At 67.1% G+C, this 20,167-nt stretch carries 22 protein-coding genes; 1 reads left to right on the forward strand and 21 read right to left on the reverse strand.

Annotation, left to right across the window (positions count from 1 at the left end):
* Positions 1-16 precede the first annotated feature (16 nt).
* The 18 genes from queC to aspS all read right to left on the reverse strand — a co-directional run bounded on the left by queC (position 17) and on the right by aspS (position 16,185).
* Positions 17-682 carry a 7-cyano-7-deazaguanine synthase QueC gene (queC, locus tag ACW5IY_RS16905; RefSeq protein WP_043400548.1) on the reverse strand — a complete coding sequence of 222 codons (666 nt, stop codon included), beginning with the start codon at positions 680-682 and terminating at the stop codon, positions 17-19.
* Positions 683-760: 78 nt separating this feature from the next.
* On the reverse strand, positions 761-1,462 hold the full coding sequence (gene queE / locus ACW5IY_RS16910; protein ID WP_049435671.1) for a 7-carboxy-7-deazaguanine synthase QueE: 702 nt from the start codon (positions 1,460-1,462) through the stop codon (positions 761-763).
* A 176-nt stretch (positions 1,463-1,638) separates the two neighbouring features.
* Complete coding sequence (ybgF, locus tag ACW5IY_RS16915) at positions 1,639-2,457, reverse strand: tol-pal system protein YbgF (protein WP_049435672.1); 819 nt, start codon at positions 2,455-2,457, stop codon at positions 1,639-1,641.
* A gap of 3 nt (positions 2,458-2,460) precedes the next feature.
* Entirely contained in the window at positions 2,461-2,979 is a 519-nt protein-coding gene (pal, locus tag ACW5IY_RS16920; protein ID WP_005410748.1) for a peptidoglycan-associated lipoprotein Pal, read from the reverse strand.
* A 64-nt stretch (positions 2,980-3,043) separates the two neighbouring features.
* Positions 3,044-4,363 carry a Tol-Pal system beta propeller repeat protein TolB gene (gene tolB / locus ACW5IY_RS16925; RefSeq protein ID WP_032128528.1) on the reverse strand — a complete coding sequence of 440 codons (1,320 nt, stop codon included), beginning with the start codon at positions 4,361-4,363 and terminating at the stop codon, positions 3,044-3,046.
* Positions 4,364-4,648: 285 nt separating this feature from the next.
* Positions 4,649-5,704, reverse strand: coding sequence for a cell envelope integrity protein TolA (gene tolA / locus ACW5IY_RS16930; protein ID WP_049486738.1), 1,056 nt, complete (start codon positions 5,702-5,704; stop codon positions 4,649-4,651).
* Positions 5,694-6,122 (reverse strand): protein TolR, encoded by a 429-nt coding sequence (tolR, locus tag ACW5IY_RS16935; RefSeq protein WP_005410751.1) that lies wholly within the window; start codon positions 6,120-6,122, stop codon positions 5,694-5,696. The genes tolA and tolR overlap by 11 nt, the downstream gene beginning before the upstream one ends.
* 24 nt (positions 6,123-6,146) lie before the next feature.
* Entirely contained in the window at positions 6,147-6,926 is a 780-nt protein-coding gene (gene tolQ / locus ACW5IY_RS16940) for a protein TolQ (RefSeq protein WP_006438802.1), read from the reverse strand.
* 10 nt (positions 6,927-6,936) lie between these two features.
* Positions 6,937-7,368: a tol-pal system-associated acyl-CoA thioesterase gene (ybgC, locus tag ACW5IY_RS16945; protein ID WP_049435673.1), complete on the reverse strand. Its 432-nt coding sequence runs from the start codon at positions 7,366-7,368 to the stop codon at positions 6,937-6,939.
* Positions 7,358-8,398, reverse strand: coding sequence for a Holliday junction branch migration DNA helicase RuvB (ruvB, locus tag ACW5IY_RS16950; protein WP_005410754.1), 1,041 nt, complete (start codon positions 8,396-8,398; stop codon positions 7,358-7,360). Before ruvB ends, ybgC begins: the two co-directional genes overlap by 11 nt.
* 340 nt (positions 8,399-8,738) lie before the next feature.
* Positions 8,739-10,658: a potassium transporter Kup gene (locus tag ACW5IY_RS16955; RefSeq protein ID WP_049435675.1), complete on the reverse strand. Its 1,920-nt coding sequence runs from the start codon at positions 10,656-10,658 to the stop codon at positions 8,739-8,741.
* 49 nt (positions 10,659-10,707) lie between these two features.
* Positions 10,708-11,301, reverse strand: a complete 594-nt coding sequence (ruvA, locus tag ACW5IY_RS16960) for a Holliday junction branch migration protein RuvA (RefSeq protein WP_005410756.1) — start codon at positions 11,299-11,301, stop codon at positions 10,708-10,710.
* A 13-nt stretch (positions 11,302-11,314) separates the two neighbouring features.
* Positions 11,315-11,836 (reverse strand): crossover junction endodeoxyribonuclease RuvC, encoded by a 522-nt coding sequence (gene ruvC / locus ACW5IY_RS16965; protein ID WP_010481590.1) that lies wholly within the window; start codon positions 11,834-11,836, stop codon positions 11,315-11,317.
* 105 nt (positions 11,837-11,941) lie between these two features.
* Positions 11,942-12,673, reverse strand: a complete 732-nt coding sequence (locus ACW5IY_RS16970) for a YebC/PmpR family DNA-binding transcriptional regulator (RefSeq protein ID WP_049435676.1) — start codon at positions 12,671-12,673, stop codon at positions 11,942-11,944.
* Between the two features lie 162 nt (positions 12,674-12,835).
* On the reverse strand, positions 12,836-13,468 hold the full coding sequence (locus ACW5IY_RS16975) for an esterase/lipase family protein (protein WP_032128532.1): 633 nt from the start codon (positions 13,466-13,468) through the stop codon (positions 12,836-12,838).
* A gap of 75 nt (positions 13,469-13,543) precedes the next feature.
* Positions 13,544-14,065: a GNAT family N-acetyltransferase gene (locus tag ACW5IY_RS16980; RefSeq protein ID WP_049435678.1), complete on the reverse strand. Its 522-nt coding sequence runs from the start codon at positions 14,063-14,065 to the stop codon at positions 13,544-13,546.
* 31 nt (positions 14,066-14,096) lie between these two features.
* Positions 14,097-14,417, reverse strand: coding sequence for a hypothetical protein (locus ACW5IY_RS16985; protein ID WP_019337538.1), 321 nt, complete (start codon positions 14,415-14,417; stop codon positions 14,097-14,099).
* A gap of 16 nt (positions 14,418-14,433) precedes the next feature.
* Positions 14,434-16,185, reverse strand: a complete 1,752-nt coding sequence (aspS, locus tag ACW5IY_RS16990; protein WP_049435679.1) for an aspartate--tRNA ligase — start codon at positions 16,183-16,185, stop codon at positions 14,434-14,436.
* 158 nt (positions 16,186-16,343) lie between these two features.
* On the opposite strand from aspS, the gene ACW5IY_RS16995 reads away from it, so the two are divergent.
* Positions 16,344-17,087, forward strand: coding sequence for a DUF3011 domain-containing protein (locus ACW5IY_RS16995; RefSeq protein ID WP_010481580.1), 744 nt, complete (start codon positions 16,344-16,346; stop codon positions 17,085-17,087).
* A 49-nt stretch (positions 17,088-17,136) separates the two neighbouring features.
* Here the strand turns inward: ACW5IY_RS16995 and ACW5IY_RS17000 are convergent, their stop codons facing one another.
* The 3 genes from ACW5IY_RS17000 to blaL2 form a co-directional block, all read right to left on the reverse strand.
* Positions 17,137-17,778 carry a hypothetical protein gene (locus ACW5IY_RS17000; RefSeq protein ID WP_049435681.1) on the reverse strand — a complete coding sequence of 214 codons (642 nt, stop codon included), beginning with the start codon at positions 17,776-17,778 and terminating at the stop codon, positions 17,137-17,139.
* Between the two features lie 55 nt (positions 17,779-17,833).
* On the reverse strand, positions 17,834-19,048 hold the full coding sequence (locus ACW5IY_RS17005) for a cation:proton antiporter (RefSeq protein WP_049435682.1): 1,215 nt from the start codon (positions 19,046-19,048) through the stop codon (positions 17,834-17,836).
* An 85-nt stretch (positions 19,049-19,133) separates the two neighbouring features.
* Positions 19,134-20,045: a L2 family extended-spectrum class A beta-lactamase gene (blaL2, locus tag ACW5IY_RS17010; RefSeq protein ID WP_049435683.1), complete on the reverse strand. Its 912-nt coding sequence runs from the start codon at positions 20,043-20,045 to the stop codon at positions 19,134-19,136.
* Positions 20,046-20,167: the final 122 nt, after the last annotated feature.

Below are 20,167 nucleotides of genomic sequence, written 5' to 3' on the forward strand. Positions count from 1 at the left end.
CGGCTCTACCGAGCGATCAGGCGTACAGCGTCGGGTCCGGCACGCCGGCCTCGGTGAAGCCCTGCGCGCGCAGGCGGCAGGCGTCGCAGTGGCCGCAGGCGGCGCCATTGGCGTCGGCGTTGTAGCAGGACACGGTCAGGCCGAAGTCCACGCCCAGGCGCACGCCTTCGCTGACGATCTGGCCCTTGCTGAGGAACTGCAGCGGCGCGTGCACCTTGATGCCCGCACCTTCCACGCCCGACTTGGTGGCCAGGTTGGCCAGTGCCTGGAATGCAGCCACGAACTCGGGGCGGCAGTCCGGGTAGCCGGAGTAGTCCACGGCGTTGACGCCGCAGAAGATGTCATTGGCACCGAGCACTTCGGCCCAGCCCAGCGCCAGCGACAGCATGATGGTGTTGCGCGCCGGCACGTAGGTGACCGGGATGCCGGCGCCACCGGCCTCGGGTACGTCGATGTCGTCGGTCAGTGCCGAGCCGCCGATGCTGCGCAGGTCCACGTCCACGGTCTTGTGCGCGACCACGCCCTGGGCCTTGGCCACGCGGGCGGCGGCATCCAGTTCGGAGGTGTGGCGCTGGCCGTAGCGCACGCTCAGGGCATGCACGGCGAAGCCCTGTTCCTGGGCCATGGCGATGACGGCGGCTGAATCCATGCCGCCGGAGAGAAGCACGACTGCCTTCTTCATGGGTAAAACATCCGGTTGGGAGGGGAAAGCCAGCACGCTGTCCCGCGCCGGAGCTACATCAGGGAACGCTGCGCAGGCTCATCGGCCCGGCTCGTCGTTCCACAGGATTTTATGCAACTGCATCTGGAAGCGCACCGGCAGCCGGTCTTCAACGATCCAGTCGGCCAGCTGCCGCGCGGTGATCTCGCCCTTGCTGGGCGAGAAGAACACCGTGCAGCGCTTCACCAGGCCGTGCTCGGCGACCATGGCCTTGGCCCATTCGTAGTCCTCGCGGTTGCAGATGACGAACTTGATCTGGTCGCGGGCGGTCAGCAGCGGCAGGTTTTCCAGGCGGTTGCGGGCGGCTTCGGCCGAGCCCGGGGTCTTGATGTCGACCACGCGCGATACGCGCGGGTCCACCGCGCTGACGTCCAGCGCGCCGGAGGTCTCCAGCGAAACGTCCATGCCGGCATCGCAGAGCTTCTGCAGCAGCACCAGGCAACGCTTCTGCGCCAGCGGCTCGCCGCCGGTCACGCAGACGTGGCGCACGCCCTGGGCCAGCACCTCGGCCACGATGTCGTCGATGTCCCACCAGGTGCCGCCGTGGAAGGCATAGGCGGTGTCGCAGTACTGGCAGCGCAGCGGGCAGCCGGTCAGGCGCACGAACACGGTCGGCCAGCCGGCGGTATCGGCTTCGCCCTGCAGCGAGGTGAAGATCTCGGTTATCTTCAGGCGTGGCAGGGGCGACTGCACGATCTCACTGGGCGTGGCGGCGGCGCTGGACGGGGTAACGGCGGTCATGGCGGGAAGTTCTTGGTGGGACACGTGGCGGGCGGGCTACCGTGGCCGGTAACGAAAGCAGCCGAGCATGGCTCGGCTCTACAACAGCAACCGGACGGGTTTGCCGGTCCGGAAACGAAAGCAGCCGAGCATGGGCTCGGCTCTACAGGGCACCCATTGTACGCCCTGTCAGCGGATCAGCGGATCTGCTTGCCGAGACGGATGGACTGCAGACGGTCCTGCGCGGTGCGCGCGGCGTCCGAGCCAGGGTACTGCGCCACGACGGTCTCCAGCGTCTGCTGGGCCTGGTCGACCTTGCCCTCGCCATACTGCGAGAGGCCGACCTTGAGCAGGCCGCCAGCGGCCTTGTCGTGGGTCGGATAGCGCGCGAGCAGTTCACGGAACTGGGTCTCGGCCATCGGGAAATTGCGGGTGGCGTAGTAGCTCTCGCCCAGCCAGTACAGCGCGTTCGGCGCGTAGACGCCGTTCGGATACAACTGCAGGAAGCTCAGGAACAGCTGCGCCGAGTCATCGTACTTGCCGGCCTTCAGCGAATCGAAGGCGACGTTGTAGGAGGTGCGCTCGTCGCCGGTGGCGGCAAGGCTGCCGGCATCACCATGGACGGAAGGCGGCCGCTCGGAAGTGGCCGCCGCTGCGGGTTTTGCCGGGGCCGGAGCGGCCTTCGGCGCGCTCGCCGGAACGGGCGGCAGGGCCGGGGCGGCATTGCCCCCTTCCAACCGGTTCAGGCGGCTGTCCAGATCCAGGTACTGATCCTGGGCGGACTGCTTGAGCTGGGCGTTGTCGTGCTGCAACTGCTCGATCGAGGCCTGCAGGCTGGTGACCTGCTGCCGCAGCTGGTTGATCTGGTTCAACAGGTCCTGGTTGGCACTGTTGTTGTACATCTGCTGCTCGATCGCGCCAACGCGGTCGGCCAGGCTCTGTCGCTGTGCATGCGCCGGTGCGGCAGCCACGAGGGCTGCCGCAACGACCAGCATCAGTTTGATGCCAATGCGCATGGATTACTGCGCGGTGTAGACGATTTCGACGCGACGGTTCTGCGACCAGCAGGACTCGTTCGACTCGGTGCAGACCGGACGCTCTTCACCGTAGGACACGACGGTCAGCTGCGAAGCCGAGCCACCGTTGGCCTGCAGGGCCGAGTTGACGCCGTTGCCACGACGCTCACCCAGGGCCTGGTTGTACGCGCGCGAACCGCGCTCGTCGGTGTGGCCCTGCAGGGTGATGCGCGAGGACGGACGGTCACGCAGGTACTTGGCGTGGCAAGCCATGATGGCCTGGAATTCCGGCTTCACGTCTTCCTTGTCCAGGTCGAAGTAGACAACGCGCTGGCGCAGGCAAGCGTCGGTGTCCAGGTCGCCCGGGCCGTACAGGCCGGAGGTCGACGGACCGGTCGGGGTGGTGGTCGAGGTGCCGGTGTCAACCGGGGCTGCCGGCTCTTCCTTCACCTTCTTCGAGCAACCGGCCAGGACGGCCACAGACAGCAGGGAAACAAGCAGAACACGGGTGGACTTGTTCATGGCGATACCTTTGTGGCTCCTAGGCCGATGAGGGGTTCAAGACAGCGAAAATATTAACACTCTTTTAGCGCTGGGTACGGTATGGGGACCATGCCGGTTCGCGCACATCACCATCGGCCAGGACCAGGCGCTGGCGAACCCGCGCATCGGCCGAAACGGCATACAACACACCACGGCCGCCTTCGCGGGCGGCGTACAGCACCATGCTTGCGTTGGGCGCAAAGCTGGGCGATTCATCCAGCGAGCCCGGGGACAGCGTGCTCCAGCGGGGCGAACCCAGCGAGCTGTCCATCATCGCGATCTTGTAGCTGTTGCCCGAGCCCTGGGCGACGGCGATCTTCTTGCCATCGTAGGACACCGAGGGCTTGGCGTTGTAGTTGCCCTGGAAGGTCACGCGCTCGGCGCTGCCGCCGCCCGCACCGACCTTGTAGACCTGCGGACGGCCGCCGCGGTCGGAGGTGAAGTACACCGCGCTGCCGTCCGGCGCCCAGGTCGGCTCGGTATCGATGGCGAAGTGGTTGGTCAGCTGGGTCAGCTGCTTGCTGCCCAGGTCCATCACGTAGATTTCCGGATTGCCCGAACGCGACAGGGTCAGGGCAAGCTTGCGGCCGTCCGGGGAGAACGCCGGGGCGCTGTTGATGCCGCGGAAGCTGGTGACCAGCTCACGCGCACCGGTGCCGATGTTCTGGATGTAGATGGCCGAATTGCCACGCTCGAAGCTGACGTAGGCCAGCTTGCTGCCATCCGGGCTCCACGACGGCGACAGCAGCGGCTCGGCCGAACGCACGATGGTCTGCGGGTTGTAGCCATCGGAGTCGGCCACCATCAGCGCATAGCGCATGGCGTCGCCCTTGCCGCTGGCGGTCACGTAGGCGATGCGGGTCCAGAAGGCGCCGCGCACACCGGTGATCTTCTCGTAGATGGCGTCGGCCATCTGGTGGGCGACATCACGCATGGCATTGCCACGGGCGGTCATCGCCAGGCCCAGCAGGCGCTCGCCCTTGGGCACGTCGAACAGTTCGTACTCGACGCGGTAGGCACCGGCACCAGCGTCGAGCACGCGGCCGACCACGATGTAGTTCTGCTTCAGCGCGCGCCAGGTGGCGAACTGGATGTCGCCGCCACGCACGGGCTTCTCGACGATCTGCGCTTCGGGCAGCGTGCGGAACTGGCCCGAGCGCTCCAGGTCGGCACGGACCACGCCAGCGACGTCGGTCTGCGGTGCAGCCGCCGAACCCTGGTAGGGCATCGGCACGATGGTGATCGGCAGCGCGGAGGCATTGCCGCCGATGATGTCGATATCCAGCCCCTTCTGCTGCGCGACGGCAGCAAAGGGCAGCAACAGGGCCGCAAACACGGCAAGCCAGCGAGGCATCTTTTTCATGGAGCGCTCAATAGGGGGAAACCGGAACGAGGGATAACAAAGCGGAAGTGAACCGCTTCGCAATCATGAACCAAGGGTACGTGAATTCCGGGTCAGTTCCAGCCCGTCCTCTCACGCACCGTTAACGTCGTGGCTAACATCGCACTCGCCTGCCCCGGTCACGCCGCCCTGTAGGACGGTGTTCGACAGCAGCCCACAGCCTGCCCGGCCGAAACCGGACCTGCCAGAGGCGAGCGCGACATCCGTGGGCGCAGGTGGCCCGGGAGCCACCCTGCCCTGCCCGCCTCAGCGATCCTGGGCGGTAAAGGTGAAGTTGAGCGTGCGCGCGAATACCGACTCGAAGCCGCGGTATGGCAGCGGCTGCGCGTTGAGCACGGCGGCCTCGATCGAACGCTTGCCGGCCTCGTCGTACGGGCAGTTCGGGCTGACCTTGGCCTGCATCACCGTGCCGCCCGGAATCTGGGTGATGGTGATCTGGCAGCGCTGGCCCAGCGGCACCGTATCCGGGCGCACCCACTGCGACAGCACCTTGGCCTGGATCGCGGCTGCGTACTTGGCCGAAAGATCGTCGCTGTTGCCACCACCACCGGCGGCCGACTGGGACACACCGCTGGAACCGGCAGCGGCACTGCCGGCTGCATTGCGCGCGGCGGCCACCTGGCGCAGCTTCTGCTCGGCCAGCTTGGCTTCCTTCTCGGCCTGCTCGCGGCGGGCACGGATCTCGGCGATCTTCTTCTGCTTCTCGGCCTCGGCCTTGTCAGCGGCCACGCGCTCCTGCTCGGCCAGCTTCTTCTTCTCGTCCGCTTCCTGCTGCTTGGCCAGGCGCAGCTTCTGCTCCGCTTCTTCCTGGCGCTTGCGTTCGGTCAGGTCGATCTGCTCCTGGCGACGCTTGGCTTCCTGCTCCTGCTTGGCCTTCTCCTGCGAGATGGCCAGTGCGCTCACCGCTTCCTGGTCCTTGGTGTCCGGCTGCGCGACGCGCTCCTGCGCCTGTTGCTGCTGCGGCGTGGGGGCGTCCTGCGGGCGCGGCTCGGGAATCGGCTGCGGCGGCGGAATGGTGTCTTCCGGCACCGGGATCGGCTCGGCCACCGGCGGCGGCAGGTCTTCCAGCTTCTCCGACTGGCGCAGGGCCTGGCGCGCGGCGGAGGCCTCCGACGCGGACAGCGCCAGGCTGGCCTCGACCGACGGATCACCGGCGGCGGCGTCGGTGTTGCGCTCGGGCGACCAGAACCAGGCCACGATGAAGACCAGCGCGACCAGCAGGTGCACCAGCAACGCCAGCGCCAGGGGCAGGCCCCAGCCGGGTTCGCGCTGCTGTGGAGGTGGCAGGGCGTCAGCGTGCATCGGTGGCCAGGCCTACCTTGTCTACCTTGGCGCGCTTGATCACATCCATCGCAGCAATGACCTTTTCATAGGCCACGGCGCGGTCGGCGGCGACGATCACGCGCACGCCCTTGTCCTGGGCGGCGATGCCGGCCAGGCGGCCTTCCAGTTCCTCGGCCGACACGGCGGTCGGTTCCTTGGCGTCGGGCAGCTTCAGGCTGAGCTGGCCGTCCTGGCGCACCGAGACGATCACCGGGTCCTGCTTGCTCTCCAGCGCCTTGGCGTTGGACTGCGGCAGGTCGACGTCGAAGCTCAGCGTGAGCAGCGGCGCGGTGACCATGAAAATGATCAGCAGCACCAGCATGACGTCGATGTAGGGAACGACGTTGATTTCCGATTTCAGCTTGCGGCGCTTGCGGCGACCGATGGCAGCGGACATGGCTTGGACTCCCGGGTCAGGCGCTTACTCGTCGCCAGCGCTCTGGCGCTGCAGGATGGAGCTGAACTCTTCGGCGAAGGTCTCGAACCGCACCGACATGCGCTCTACGCGGGTGGTGAAGCGGTTGTAGGCCCACACTGCCGGAATCGCCACGAACAGGCCGATGGCGGTGGCGAACAGGGCTTCGGAGATGCCTGGCGCGACGGCGGCGATGCCGGCCTGCGCACCGCTGCTGATCATGTCGTGCATGGTCACCATGATGCCGAACACGGTACCGACCAGGCCCACGTACGGGGCGGTCGAGCCGATGTTGGCCAGCAGTTCCAGGTTGCGCTCGAGCTGGTCCACTTCGCGGGTGTAGGTGGTGCGCATGGCACGCTGCGCGCCTTCCAGCTGCGCACGGCCATCCAGGCGGCGCTTGTCGCGCAGGCGGGTGTATTCGCGGAAACCGGCTTCGAAGATGGCTTCCAGGCCGCCGACATTGCGGCTGCGGTCGGTGGCCGAGCTGTACAGCTTGCCCAGGTCGGCGCCGGACCAGAAGCGGTTCTCGAACTCGTCGGCTTCGCGGGTGGCCTGCTTGAACACGCGGGCCTTGCGGAAAATGATCACCCAGCTGACGAACGAGCCGACCAGCAGCAGCAGCACGATGATCTTCACCGGCAGGCTGGCCTTGGCCATCAGTTCGAGGTAGTTGATGCCGCCGCCGGTGGTGGCCTGGGCAAGGGTCTGTGTCGCGGCGTTGCTGACGTCGGCCGGCAGTGCCTCGGTGACCGTGGCCTGCAGGGCCAGGAGCGTTGCGATCATCCGTTGTTCCTCAGTGTTCGGATTCGGGGTGGAGGTGGGGTTGCAGCACGGCAAGGACGGCCTCGTCCATGCCACGCGGGCGGAAACTGGCCGCTTCCAGTGCGGCGATGCGGACCTGCGCCGACAGCAGCAGCTCGCCGTCGCGCAGGATCTGCTGGTCGAAGACCATGCTGGCCTTCTTCAGCTGGACCAGGCGGGCGCTCACCTGCAGGGTGTCATCCAGCCGTGCCGGCCTGATGAAATCCATCTGCATCGAGCGCACCGCGAAGATCATGCCGTGCTCGATGCGCATGCGCTCCTGGCCGTAGCCCAGCGCGCGCATCCATTCGGTCCGGGCCCGTTCCATGAAGGCCACGTACCGGGCGTGGTAGACCACGCCACCGGCATCGGTATCTTCCCAGTAAATGCGTGTCGGCCAACTGAATCGCGGCTCAACCGACATCGGGAACCTCGGCGAACAGGTCCTGCGGCGGGTTCTTCGGCTTCAGGCCCATGTGCCGGTAGGCCTTGTGGGTGGCCATGCGGCCGCGCGCGGTGCGCACCAGGAAGCCCTGCTGGATCAGGTAGGGCTCGACCACGTCTTCCAGCGTGCCGCGCTCTTCGGACAGCGCTGCGGCCAGCGATTCGATGCCGACCGGGCCGCCGTCGAAGTAGTCGACCATGGTCTTGAGCAGGCGCCGGTCGAGCTCGTCGAAGCCTTCCGGGTCGACCTTGAGCATCTTCATCGCGGCCTGGGCCACGGGCTCGTCGATGTGGCCACCGGCCTTGACCTGCGCATAGTCGCGCACGCGTCGCAGCAGGCGGTTGGCGATACGCGGGGTACCACGCGCGCGGCGCGCGATCTCCCCTGCCCCATCGGCGGTGCAGTCGATGCCGAGGATGCTGGCGGAGCGGCGCACGATACGGGTCAGTTCCTCGACGCTGTAGAACTCCAGGCGCTGGACGATGCCGAAGCGGTCGCGCAGCGGCGCGGTCAGCAGGCCTGCACGGGTGGTCGCGCCGATCAGGGTGAACGGCGGCAGGTCGATCTTGATCGAGCGGGCAGCGGGGCCCTCGCCGATCATGATGTCGATCTGGAAGTCTTCCATCGCCGGGTACAGCACTTCCTCGACCACCGGCGACAGGCGATGGATCTCGTCGATGAACAGCACGTCGTGCGGCTGCAGGTTGGTCAGCAGCGCGGCAAGATCGCCGGCCTTCTCGATCACCGGGCCGGAGGTCACGCGCAGGGCCACGCCCAGTTCGTTGGCGATGACATGACTGAGGGTGGTCTTGCCCAGGCCGGGCGGCCCGAAGATCAACACGTGGTCGAGCGCGTCGCCACGCCCCTTGGCCGCCTGGATGTAGATTTCCATCTGCTCGCGCACCGGCACCTGGCCGAGGTAGTCGGCAAGGCGCTTGGGGCGGATGCTGGCGTCGGCGGCGTCATCCTCGCGGGTGGCGCCGGCGCCGATGATGCGGTCGTCGGTCATGTGCTGATTATGCGGCAAAAGTACGGGTTTCGGCCGGGCTGCGCCCGGCACCCGCAGAGGCAACGTCAACATCCAGAGCAACAGCCGAAGCGGTCTTCCTGGGGATTGGCGGGGTGGGTCCGGTTGCGGGGGACGCCGTAAACCCATCCATGGGGGCTTGGTCGCGGCATCCATGCCGCTCACACCCCCTCAACCGGACCCACCCCGCCTTCGACAGATCTCCGCAATCTGCCGGAATGGCATGGCCGGCTCTGCCTGCTCTTGGTGGGTGTCGACCTTGGTCGACACGGTAGATCCACGCCATGCGTGGATGGATCTCTGGATGAATCGACGGTGGAGATTAAATCTCCACCTGCGCGCCCAGCTCCACCAAACGATTGCCCGGAATCCGGAAGAAGCCTGTCGCGGGAGCAGCATTCCTGTGCATCAGCGCGAACAGCTTGTCGCGCCAGATCGGCATGCCGCGGTTGGCGGTGGCGACGATGGTCTCGCGGCTGGCGAAGAAGGTGGTGTCCATCGGGTCGAAGTAGATGCCACCGTGGTCGCACGAGCGCATCAGCGCCAGCGGTACGTCCGGCGTCTCCATGAAACCGAAGCGCACGTAGACGCGATAGAACTCGTCGCCTACCGATTCGATCTTCAGCCGCTGCCCTTCCATCGCATACGGAATCGGCAGGGTTTCCACGTGCAGGAACACGTTGCGCTCGTGCAGCACCTTGTTGTGCTTGAGGTTGTGCATCAGCGCATGCGGGGCCACGGTCGGGTCGGCGGTGAGGAATACCGCAGTGCCTGGCACGCGTACCGGCGGTGCCAGCATCAGGCCCGGCAGGAAGGTATCCAGGCGGATGCCGTCCTTGCGGATCTCATCGCGCAGGAGCTCGCGGCCACGGCGCCAGGTACGCATCATGGTGAACAGGAAGATGCCCAGCACCACCGGGAACCAGGCGCCCTGCAGCAGCTTGGCGCCGTTGGCGATGACGAAACCGAGGTCGATGATGAAGAACACCACGCACAGCGGCAGGATCCACTTGCGGGCCTTCGGCCACAGCGAGCGTGCCACCAGGGCCAGCAACAGGGTGTCGATCAGCATGGTGGCCGACACCGAGATGCCGTAGGCCACGGCCAGGTTGGACGAGCTGCGGAAGGCCAGCACCAGGCCGATCACCATCACCGCGATGCCCCAGTTGATGCCCGGGATGTAGATCTGGCCGATGGTGTCGTGCGAGGTGTGCTTGATGCGCATGCGCGGGATGTAGCCCAGCTGCATGGCCTGGCGCGAAACCGAGAACGCACCGGTGATGACCGACTGCGAGGCGATCACCGCGGCCATGGTGGCCAGGATGATCATCGGATACAGCGCCCACGGCGGCACCGCCTCGAAGAACGGATTCTTCAGCGCCTCGGGGTGGTTGAGCACCAGTGCGCCCTGCCCCAGATAGTTCAGCACCAGGCACGGCAGCACGAAGAAGTACCAGGCGTGGCGGATGGGCTTGGCACCGAAGTGGCCCATGTCGGCGTACAGCGCCTCGCCACCGGTCACCGCCAGCACCACCGCGCCGAGGATGAAGATGCCGTGCCAGCTGTGTTCCATGAAGAAGCGGATCGCCCACCACGGGTTGAAGGCCTTCAGCACTTCCGGCGCGTCGACGATGTTGTAGATGCCGATCGCCGCCAGCGAGATGAACCAGACCGACGTGATGGGGCCGAAGGCCTTGCCGATCTTCTCGGTGCCAAAGCGCTGCGCGGCGAACACCGCCAGCAGCACTACCACGGTGATCGGCACGATGAAGGCATGCAGGCCGGGCGCGGCCACCTCCAGGCCTTCCACCGCACCCAGCACCGATATCGCTGGCGTGATCACGCCATCGCCGAAGAACAGCGAGGCACCGAAAATGCCGAGAATGCCCACCACGTAGGCCGAGCGCGAACCATTGCGCAGCGTGCGCTGGGTCAGCGCCATCAGCGCCATGATGCCGCCTTCGCCATCGTTGTCAGCGCGCATGATGATGGTCACGTACTTCAGCGTGACCACGATGTTCAGCGCCCAGAACGCCAGCGACAGCACGCCCAGTACGGTGTCATGGTCACTGTTGAGCCCGTAGTGCGGCGAGAACGCCTCCTTCAGGGTGTACAGCGGACTGGTACCGATATCGCCGAAGACCACGCCGATCGCACCAATGATCAGCGCCAGGCCTCCGGCTGGAGGGGCGTGACCATGGCCGCCTGGGGCGGCTGCGTGCGGGGTTTGACTGCTGGACATGGGACTCCTGGCGAAGCTCAGGCGGTGGGTTGGGGGAAAGAAAGGCAGGTCAGCGCAGCGCCGACTGCAGCGCCTTGCGGATCACGGTGGCCACTTCGTCACCTTCATTGAAGGCATCGCGGGCCATGCGCGCCGCTTCGGCCGGCTTGTAGCCCAGCTGCTGCAGGGCCACGGTGGCATCGGACAGCGGGTCGGCCGGGGCCGGGCCACTGCCAGTGGGCAGCGCGCCGCCTGCACCGAACTGGGCGGCGCGGTCACGCAGCTCCAGCACCATGCGCTCGGCGGTCTTCTTGCCGATGCCCGGAATGCGGGTCAGCGCGGTGATGTCACCGGCCTGGACCATGCGCGCGAACTCCTCGACGGTGACGCCGGACAGCACGGCCAGCGCGATCTTCGCGCCGATGCCACTGACCTTCTGCACGTCGCGGAACAGGCGCCGCTCGCCCTCGCGCAGGAAGCCGTACAGCGAAACGCTGTCTTCCTTCTGCGAGTAATGGGTGTACAGGGTGACCTCGCGGCCGAGCTCGGGCAGGTCGTAGAAGGTGCTCATCGGCGCCTCCAGCTCGTAGCCCACTCCGTTCACGTCCACCACCAGCCACGGCGGCGCCTTGTAGGCGACGATGCCGCGCAGTCGACCGATCATTGCGTGCAGCTCCTCATTTGCGGCCCCACGCCTGGCGGGCACTGAGCCCCAGGCGGTTGGCCGTCGCCCTTACGTGGGCATGGGTGATCGCCACCGCCAACGCGTCGGCCGCGTCGGCCTGCAGCTTGGTTTTCAGGTTGAGCATGAGCCCGACCATGTGTTGAACCTGTTGCTTTTCGGCGCCACCACGCCCGACCACCGCCAGCTTGATCTCGCTGGCGGCATATTCATGCACCGGCAGGTCGCGCAGCACCACGGCGGAAATCGCCGCGCCACGGGCCTGGCCCAGCTTCAGTGCCGAATCGGGGTTGCGGGCCATGAACACGCGTTCGATGGCCACTTCCTGCGGCTGGTACTCGCGGCACAGGTCAGCCAGGCCCAGCACCAGTAGCTTCATGCGCTGCGGGAAGTCGTCGGCGCCCAGCAGCACCAGCGGCTGGTGATGCACGTGGCTGACCTTGCCGGTGGCGTCGACATCAATGATGCCGACCCCGGTCCGCTGCGAACCGGGGTCGATGCCGAGGATGCGGGTCATGCTGCACTCCTGGCGGGGCAGAACGGGAAGCGCTGGCAGGCGTATGGGCTCATGACTGTCCGCGGTGACCGTTCAACGGCCCGCGCCCAGGCCGTCGTGGACGGCTCAGGCGTAGGCGTCGGCGCCGAGTTCGGCGTTGGAGTACACGTCCTGCACGTCGTCCAGGTCTTCAAGCATGTCCAGCAGCTTCTTGACCTGCAGGGCGACCTCGCCCTCGACCTTGATGTCATTGTCCGCGCGGAAGGTGATTTCGGCGTGGTCGGCGACATGGCCGGCGGCGGCCATCGCGTCCTTGACCGCGTTGAACGCGTCAGGGCTGGTGACCACGTCGATCGCGCCGTCTTCCGGGTAGACCACGATGTCGTCGGCGCCGGCCTCGATGGCGACCTCGGTGATCGCTTCTTCATCGGCACCGGCGGCGAAATGCAGCACGCCCAGGCGCTTGAACATGAAGGCCACCGAGCCCTCGGTGCCCATGTTGCCGCCGCACTTGCTGAACGCATGGCGGACATCGGCCACGGTACGCACGCGGTTGTCGGTCAGGCAGTCGACGATCACGGCCACGCCGCCCGGGGCATAGCCCTCGTAGCGGATTTCCTCGTAATCGACGCCTTCCAGTTCACCGGTGGCCTTCTTGATGGCGCGCTCGATCACGTCCTTGGACATGTTCACGGCCAGGCCCTTGTCCATGGCCGCGCGCAGGCGCGGGTTGTTGTTGGGGTCGCCTCCACCGCCGCGCGCGGCAACGCCGATCTCGCGGATGATCTTGGTGAAAATCTTGCCACGCTTCGCGTCGGACGCGTTCTTGCGGGCTTCGATGGAGGGGCCTCTACCCATGGGTGCTACCGTCTGGCTGCTTCAGGATCAAGGCGCGGATTCTACCTGATCGGGGGCGGCAACCGTGTCTAGGGCGGAGGGATGCCGCCGGGCATGGCCCGGCGAAGAGCGTGCGAACCAACGGTTCGCACCCACCAAGGCAGGCCGGTCGCCCCCACCAAATTACGCGGCGGCGGCGTCGCGGCTGTGGTCGAACTGGCCGTGGCGCAGGAAATGCGCGGTCTGCCGCGCGGCATCGGGCGACACCACCAGGCCGCTGTGGCTGGTGCGTACCACGCAATGGTCGGCCAGCCCCGGCAGGCGGGTCTCGGCCAGGGCCACGGTGCCGTCGGAGGCATCGTCGATGGCGCCCAGCAGGCTGCCCAGCCCATGCGGCACCGAACCGGCGATCAGGCCAACCTCAGCCCTGCCCTGCCAGTCCGGCAGGCCATCCAGCAGCAGGTCGCTGCTGCGCCCCAACGCCAGGCCCCAGCCGTGCTCGGACAGCGAACGCGCAGTGCCACTGCCGCGCAGCGGCGAGCCCAGGCAGACCACGCGCTGCACATCCAGCTGCGGCTGGCGGCGCAGGGCCTCCAGCGCCAGCAATCCCCCCAGGCTGTGGCCGACCAGCGACAACGGGCCGGCATCGGCCAGCCGCTCCAGCAGCTGCGGCACGGCCACGTCGGGACCACCGAATACCGAGGAATAGCCGAACGCGTGCACCTGGAAACCACGTGCGCGCAGGCGCCAGGCCAGCGGCCCGACCCAGGCACGGGCATTCCAGATGCCATGCAGCAGCAATACGGGGGGAGTCATGCAAACAGCCTGGCGGTCAGCGGGGCGGGAACGTACGGTGATTGAACACGCGCGCGCAGCAAGCGGCGGTGAACGTCAGGCTGCGCGCGGTGTGCGGCGCAGGATGAATTCAAGATCGTGGGTGTCGCCGACCGGGAACAGATATTCGCCCGCCTTCTCGAATCCATAGCGGGCGTAGAAACGCTGTGCGCCGAAGTTCTCCGACCACACGCCCAGCCACAGCGTGCGCGGGCCTTCGTGCTCCAGCCAGGCCAGCGCGGTTTCCAGCAGGCGGCTGCCCCAGCCACAGCTCTGCTGGGTCTTGATCAGGTACAGGCGCTTGAGTTCGCCGTCACCGGGTTTCACCTCGGGATGCGGCAGGCCACAGGGGCCGGCGGCGGCATGGCCGACCGCCTCCCCGTCCAGCTCCAGCAGCCACACCGCGTAATCCGGGTGGGCCAGGATCACGCGCTGGCGCTCGACCGTGTAGGCCTCCTCGAGGAAGGCCTGCAGGTCCTGCGGCGGATACAGATGGCCAAAGGTTTCGGTGAACGTGCGGGCAGCCAGCGCCGACAGGGTCGGCGCGTCGTCCACAGTGGCGCGGCGGATCGAATACATGCAGGAAGTTGACGTCAGTGCGAAGGGCGGGTCAAGCCTTTTCAGGCGATTCCGCTTCTTCTTCCTCGTCCTCTTCCTCGTATTCCTCTTCGTCCTCGTCCTCTTCTTCCTCGCCTTCCTCGTCCTCGTCGTACTCTTCCTCTTCGTCGTCCTCGTAATCCTCGACGCCGAAGTCTTCACCGTCCCAACGGCCTTCGCCGTCGGCGACGAAGGTCAGGGCCATCGCCGCCGGGTTGGTACCCACACGAACCAGCCAACCCCCGAACACGCGTGCACGCTCGGTGACCAGATTGGCCTCGGCGCCTTCATTGCCCAGCTTTTCCCACTCCAGCGAAAACGCGAACTCGGTCATTGCCTGGATCTCCTGATCAGTTGGTCTTGGGGCGAACCTGGATGTGCACTTCGGCCAGCTGCGCGTCGACGATCGGCGACGGCGCGTCGGTCATCAGATCCTGTGCACCGGTGGTCTTCGGGAACGGGATGACGTCGCGGATCGACTCGGTGCCGGCCATCAGCGCGGCGATGCGGTCGATGCCGAAGGCGATGCCACCGTGCGGCGGCGCGCCGTAGTTCAGCGCGTCGAGCAGGAAGCCGAACTTGGCGCGGGCTTCTTCGGCGCCGATGCCGAGCAGCTCGAACACCGCGCTCTGCATGTCCGGACGGTGGATACGGATCGAACCACCGCCGATTTCATTGCCGTTGAGCACCATGTCGTAGCCGCGCGAGACGGCGGTACGGGCATTGGCGCGCAGGTCGGCGATGTCGTCCACGGCCGGTGCGGTGAAGGGGTGATGCAGGGCGACGTAGCGCTGTTCTTCCTCGTCCCACTCGAACATCGGGAAGTCGGTGACCCACAGCGGTGCCCAGCCGTCGGCGACCAGGCCGAAGTCCTTGCCGGCCTTCAGGCGCAGCGCGCCCATGAAGTCGGAGACCTTGTTGTAGCCACCGGCACCGAAGAACACGATGTCGCCGTTGCCTGCGCCGACGTGCGCGACCAACGCGGCGAAGGAGGCTTCGCTGAAGAACTTCTGGATCGGCGAGCTGACTTCGCCGTTGTCGGCGATCTTGATGTAAGCCAGGCCCTTGGCGCCGTACTTGGCGGCATGCGCGGCGTACTCGTCGATCTGCTTGCGGCTGAGCGATGCACCGCCCGGGATGCGCAGCGCGGCAACGCGACCCTCGGCATCGTTGGCCGGGCCGGTGAACACGGCGAACTCGCTGTCCTTGACCAGTTCAGCCACGTCCACCAGTTCCAGCGCGATGCGCAGGTCCGGCTTGTCCGAACCGTAGCGACGCATCGCCTCGGCCCAGGTCATGCGCGGGAAGGTAGCGGCCAGATCGACGTCGACCACTTCCTTGAAGATCGCGCGGATCATCGACTCGACGAAGTCCTGCACGTCCTGCTCGCGGACGAAGGCGAATTCCATGTCCAGCTGGGTGAATTCCAGCTGGCGGTCGGCGCGCAGGGCCTCGTCGCGGAAGCAGCGCGCGATCTGGTAGTAGCGGTCGAAGCCGGCCACCATCAGGATCTGCTTGAACAGCTGCGGGCTCTGCGGCAGGGCGTAGAACTCGCCCGGGTGCATGCGCGCCGGCACCAGGAAGTCGCGTGCGCCTTCCGGGGTGGCCTTGGTCAGGATCGGCGTTTCGATGTCCTGGAAGCCCTTTTCGTCCAGGTGGCGGCGCAGGGCCTGCACCAGCTTGATGCGGGTGCGCTGCATGCGCTGCATTTCCGGGCGGCGCAGGTCCAGGTAGCGGTACTTCAGGCGGGTTTCTTCGCCCGGGTTCTCATGGGCGTGGAACGGCAGCGGCGCGGCCTTGTTCAGCACGGTGATGGCAGTGGCGATCACTTCCACCTTGCCGGTGCGCATCTTGTCGTTCACGGCGTGGCGGGCACGCACCACGCCTTCCACCTGCAGCACGTCCTCGTAGCCCAGCGACGCGGCCACGGCAAACACGTCGGCGTTGTCGACTTCCACGGTCACCTGCACGATGCCTTCATGATCCCGGAGATCGATGAAGCAGACGCCGCCCTGGTTACGGGCCACGTCGGTCCAGCCGGCGAGGGTGACAGTCTGGCCAATCAGGGTCTCATCGACCAGGCCGCAGAAGTGGGTACGCATGGGGGGAAGCTCCGCTGGAGAACGCCGGCACCGGATGGGGGCCGGAAAGCCTCGTATTCTGCGGCCGAGGCCCCGGCCGGGGCAAATCCGGCCAGTCACACTGGCTTGATCGGCCCCCTCCCTATAGTCGGGCACCTGCCACCGTATGGGATGCCGCCATGAAACCGCTGTCCCTGGCCAGCCTGGCCGTAACCCTCAGCCTGGGTGCCCTGGGTACCCTTGCCCTGCCCGCCCCTTCCGCACATGCGCAGAGCGGCGTGGTCCGCTGTGAAAGCCAGAACAACCGCGAACGGGTCTGCAACACCGGCTGGCGCAATGCGCAGCTGGTGCGCCAGCTGTCCGGCTCGGACTGTGATGAAGGACGAACCTGGGGCAGCCGTAACGGCAGCATCTGGGTCACCAACGGCTGCCGCGCGGAGTTCGTCGAGGCCCGCGGTGGCTGGGGCGGCGGTAATGGCGGTGGCTGGGGCGGCAACAACGGCCGACCCGGCGAGACCATCCGCTGCGAGAGCCAGAACAACCGTGAGCGCAGCTGCCCGGTCGGCTGGCGCAATGCCCGCCTGGTCCGCCAGCTGTCTGGCAGCCCCTGCAACGAAGGGCGTACCTGGGGCGTGCGCAATGGCGCGGTCTGGGTCAGTGGCGGTTGCCGTGCCGAATTCGCCGAAGCCCGTGGCTGGGGCGGTGGCGGCGGTGGCTGGGGCGGCGGAAACAGCAATTACACGGTGACCTGCAGCAGCAACAACAATCGCTCGCAGACCTGCGACTGGGATGAGCGCCAGGGCCGCCCGGTACTGCAGCAGCAGCTGTCCGGCAGTGCCTGCCAGGAAGGCCGCAGCTGGGGCTACTCACGTGGCCAGGTGTGGGTGAGCAACGGCTGCCGGGCGCGTTTCGGCACGCGGTGACTGCAGGGTCGGGGTCAGAACCCTCCGCAGGAGGGATCCGACCCCGGGATCACGGCGCGGGTGCTTTGTCGTCACCCCACGGTGCAGGCGGCAGGTCGACCGGCTTGCTCAGATCGAACTGCACGCGGAAGCGGCGGCCCTCCGGGCGGGTCAGCTCGTAGACGAACGTCTGGTCGGGATCGATTTCCATCGCCCAGGTGTTGTGCGTGGAGGCCAGCATGTCGGCGCGGCGGAACATCGCCACCGAATCGGCATCGGCCGGGAACTGCTGGCGCTCGGCGGTGCCCGGCGGCGTGCTGTCGCCACCGTACAGGGTGATCGCGTCGGGGCTGCCGTCTTCGTGGCGATGGTCGTGCTTCAGGCGCAGCCCGTTCGGCGTGCGGGTCAGCACCCAGGTGCGCGAGTGGTCATCCCCCACGTGGAACGGGATGCGCAGCTCATGTGCCGGGTCGGCACAGCCGCGCACATGCATCACCAGGCGCTGCCCGGCGAACGGATCCTTGCCGGTCGGTGCCGGCGTGTCCTCCACCACCTTGCCGGCGTATGCCTGGCCGCAATGCGCGGCGATGGCGGCCATGAAGGCATCGGCCGGTGCGGTCGCCAGATCATGGGCGACCGTGTCGGAGCGCTGCGTACAGGCAGCAAGGCTGAGCAGGAGGACGGAAGCGGTGACGGCGGCAGGCAGTTTCATACCCCAACCCTAACGGCCATGGCCGAAGTGCGCAAACCGCACGCGCAGCATCCGCTCAGCGATCGAGGGCAGATGCCGCCGGCAGTGTTTCTGTGGCTGCCACCGGCGCGGCTTCGCCTTCACCCGCAGGTTCCTGCTCGACCGGATCGACATCGAACGGGGTACGGAACACCAGCGACGGCAGCAGCGTGGTCAGCGCCGCGTAGAGCAGCAGCGCACCGAACAGCACCGCCGGAATCTGGAAGCGCTCGCGCATGATCGCCGCCAGCACCAGGGTGAAGATGAGGGTCGGAGCCAACGCCAGCGAGACCCGCAGGCTGCTGCGGAAGCTCTCGCCGAACATCACCCGGCGCTGCAGCCAGACCACGCCGATGCGCAGCGGCAGCACCACCAGGGTGATCACGATACCCAGCCCCAGCGCCTCGAAGCTGAGCGCTTCGGCGGGCACCTTGGTGCCGGCGTTGAAGAAGTAGAACGGCACGAAGAACGAGGCGAACAGGCGCAGCGCGTGCAGGTTCTCGTGCGAGGCCAGCAGCGGCATCCGCTGGTGCAGCAGGCGCGCGACCAGGCCGGCGATGAACGCGCCGACCAGGTAGTACACGCCCAGCAGGTAGGTGATGTAGGCCGCGACCATGCCCACCATCACCAGCAGCGAAAATTCCGAGCCCGGCGCGTGCGGCGCCACCCAACGGCCCAGGCCGATGAACAGCAGCGGCAGGCCGACCATCATCGCCAGCAGGGCCAGGCTGGGCAGCGCCATATGCCCCGGATCACCTGCCTGCAGCACGATGAACAACGCCGCCAGCGCCAGCAGTTCGCCGGCGATGGCCTTGCTGGTCACCCAGAACCGCTCGTCCTCGCTCAGGCCCAGCCGCGACAGCGAATCCATGATGAAACCGGTAGAGGGCGTCAGCAGCGCCAGGGCCAGCAGGCCGGCAGCCTGCCAGGGCAATCCCGCGTAGCGCCAGGCCAGCCAGCCTACGCCGAACAGCGTGCCGGTACGGATCACCAGATGCGCCAGCAGCGGCCACATGCCACGGCGCAGCGCCTGCAGGTCCACTTCCAGGCCGGCGAACAGGAACAGCGAGGAAATCCCCAGCGTGGCCAGCAGGCCGATCACCGCATCGTGGGCCTGGTCGCCCAGCCAGAGCATGCCGATGATGCCGAACAGCAGGCAGGTCAGCGGTGCGGGCAGGCTGAAGCGCTGCAGCGCGCGCGGGATCACCAGCAGCGCGAAGATCAGCAGCAGGTAGATCAACTCATGGCTCATCGGGGTCTTCCGTGGGGTTCGAACGCGCGCAGGATGCGCGCGCCGAACCGATCCGGCAAGCCACGTTTGAATGACCCCGGTTACCTCATCCAATCAGTCGATCGGCGATCCGGCCCACCTGGGCCAGCACCAGGGCGCGCTGCTCATTGCTGATCGCACCGGCCTGCAGATAGGCGGTCAGCACCCACGGTGCGCCGCCCGCGCGCGGCCACAACACGGCGATGTCGTTGCGCGCGTCCTCGCCATTGCTGCCGGTCTTGTCGCCAACGCGCCAGCGCTTGCCGAGGCCCGCGCGCAGGCAGGCGTCGCCGGTCTCGTTGTCGATCAGCCAGTCGGCCAGCTGCTGCCGCGATGCCGGCTGCAGCACTTTCCCCAGCACCACACGCTGCAGCGAACCAGCCATCGCCGCCGGTGTGGTGGTGTCGCGCGGGTCGCCTTCGGCGAAGCTGTTCATTTCCGGCTCCAGCCGGTCGCTGCGGCTGACCGCATCACCGCTGGCGCGCAGGAACGCGGTCACCGCCGGCGGGCCACCGACCACGCCGAACAACAGGTTGGCGGCGGTGTTGTCGCTGGTGATGATCGTGGCCCGGCACAGGTCGCGCACGGTCATGTCCTTGCCGGCATGACGGCGGGTGACCGGTGCGTGCGAGAGCAGGTCGGCCTCGCGCACCGGTACGCGCCGATCGAGCAGCGCGGGTGCGCGCTCGGCCTGGCTGAGCATGGTCGCGGCCAGCATGCTCTTGAAGGTGCTGCACATCGGGAAGCGCTCGTCCTGGCGATGGCCGACGCGGCGACCGCTGGCGGTGTCCAGCAGGGTCACGCCGAGGCGTCCGGCGCAGGCCTTTTCCAGCGCGGCGAAATCACTGGCGGCGGTGATGGCGGCATCGGTGGGTGCGTTCGCGGTGGTCTTGCCCGCAGCACGTGCCAGCAGCGGCAGGGCAAGCGAGGAAGCAACAGCGGCACCACTGAACTGCAGGAATCGGCGACGGGCGAGCATGCGAGGGTTCTCCTGGGGACCGTTCGATTATTGGAACCCACGGCCAGGACGACCAGCGCGAAAATTCAGCACCAGCCATTAGATTTATTGATGTCTATTGCATCAATTCCTGCGATTAGCGG

Source organism: Stenotrophomonas sp. C-A, assembly GCF_054030835.1.

Coding starts and splice junctions, on each gene's coding strand:
- queC (WP_043400548.1), bottom strand. CDS start 682: ATGAAGAAGGCAGTCGTGCTTCTCTCCGGCGGCATGGATTCAGCCGCC.
- queE (WP_049435671.1), bottom strand. CDS start 1,462: ATGACCGCCGTTACCCCGTCCAGCGCCGCCGCCACGCCCAGTGAGATC.
- ybgF (WP_049435672.1), bottom strand. CDS start 2,457: ATGCGCATTGGCATCAAACTGATGCTGGTCGTTGCGGCAGCCCTCGTG.
- pal (WP_005410748.1), bottom strand. CDS start 2,979: ATGAACAAGTCCACCCGTGTTCTGCTTGTTTCCCTGCTGTCTGTGGCC.
- tolB (WP_032128528.1), bottom strand. CDS start 4,363: ATGAAAAAGATGCCTCGCTGGCTTGCCGTGTTTGCGGCCCTGTTGCTG.
- tolA (WP_049486738.1), bottom strand. CDS start 5,704: ATGCACGCTGACGCCCTGCCACCTCCACAGCAGCGCGAACCCGGCTGG.
- tolR (WP_005410751.1), bottom strand. CDS start 6,122: ATGTCCGCTGCCATCGGTCGCCGCAAGCGCCGCAAGCTGAAATCGGAA.
- tolQ (WP_006438802.1), bottom strand. CDS start 6,926: ATGATCGCAACGCTCCTGGCCCTGCAGGCCACGGTCACCGAGGCACTG.
- ybgC (WP_049435673.1), bottom strand. CDS start 7,368: ATGTCGGTTGAGCCGCGATTCAGTTGGCCGACACGCATTTACTGGGAA.
- ruvB (WP_005410754.1), bottom strand. CDS start 8,398: ATGACCGACGACCGCATCATCGGCGCCGGCGCCACCCGCGAGGATGAC.
- ACW5IY_RS16955 (WP_049435675.1), bottom strand. CDS start 10,658: ATGTCCAGCAGTCAAACCCCGCACGCAGCCGCCCCAGGCGGCCATGGT.
- ruvA (WP_005410756.1), bottom strand. CDS start 11,301: ATGATCGGTCGACTGCGCGGCATCGTCGCCTACAAGGCGCCGCCGTGG.
- ruvC (WP_010481590.1), bottom strand. CDS start 11,836: ATGACCCGCATCCTCGGCATCGACCCCGGTTCGCAGCGGACCGGGGTC.
- ACW5IY_RS16970 (WP_049435676.1), bottom strand. CDS start 12,673: ATGGGTAGAGGCCCCTCCATCGAAGCCCGCAAGAACGCGTCCGACGCG.
- ACW5IY_RS16975 (WP_032128532.1), bottom strand. CDS start 13,468: ATGACTCCCCCCGTATTGCTGCTGCATGGCATCTGGAATGCCCGTGCC.
- ACW5IY_RS16980 (WP_049435678.1), bottom strand. CDS start 14,065: ATGTATTCGATCCGCCGCGCCACTGTGGACGACGCGCCGACCCTGTCG.
- ACW5IY_RS16985 (WP_019337538.1), bottom strand. CDS start 14,417: ATGACCGAGTTCGCGTTTTCGCTGGAGTGGGAAAAGCTGGGCAATGAA.
- aspS (WP_049435679.1), bottom strand. CDS start 16,185: ATGCGTACCCACTTCTGCGGCCTGGTCGATGAGACCCTGATTGGCCAG.
- ACW5IY_RS16995 (WP_010481580.1), top strand. CDS start 16,344: ATGAAACCGCTGTCCCTGGCCAGCCTGGCCGTAACCCTCAGCCTGGGT.
- ACW5IY_RS17000 (WP_049435681.1), bottom strand. CDS start 17,778: ATGAAACTGCCTGCCGCCGTCACCGCTTCCGTCCTCCTGCTCAGCCTT.
- ACW5IY_RS17005 (WP_049435682.1), bottom strand. CDS start 19,048: ATGAGCCATGAGTTGATCTACCTGCTGCTGATCTTCGCGCTGCTGGTG.
- blaL2 (WP_049435683.1), bottom strand. CDS start 20,045: ATGCTCGCCCGTCGCCGATTCCTGCAGTTCAGTGGTGCCGCTGTTGCT.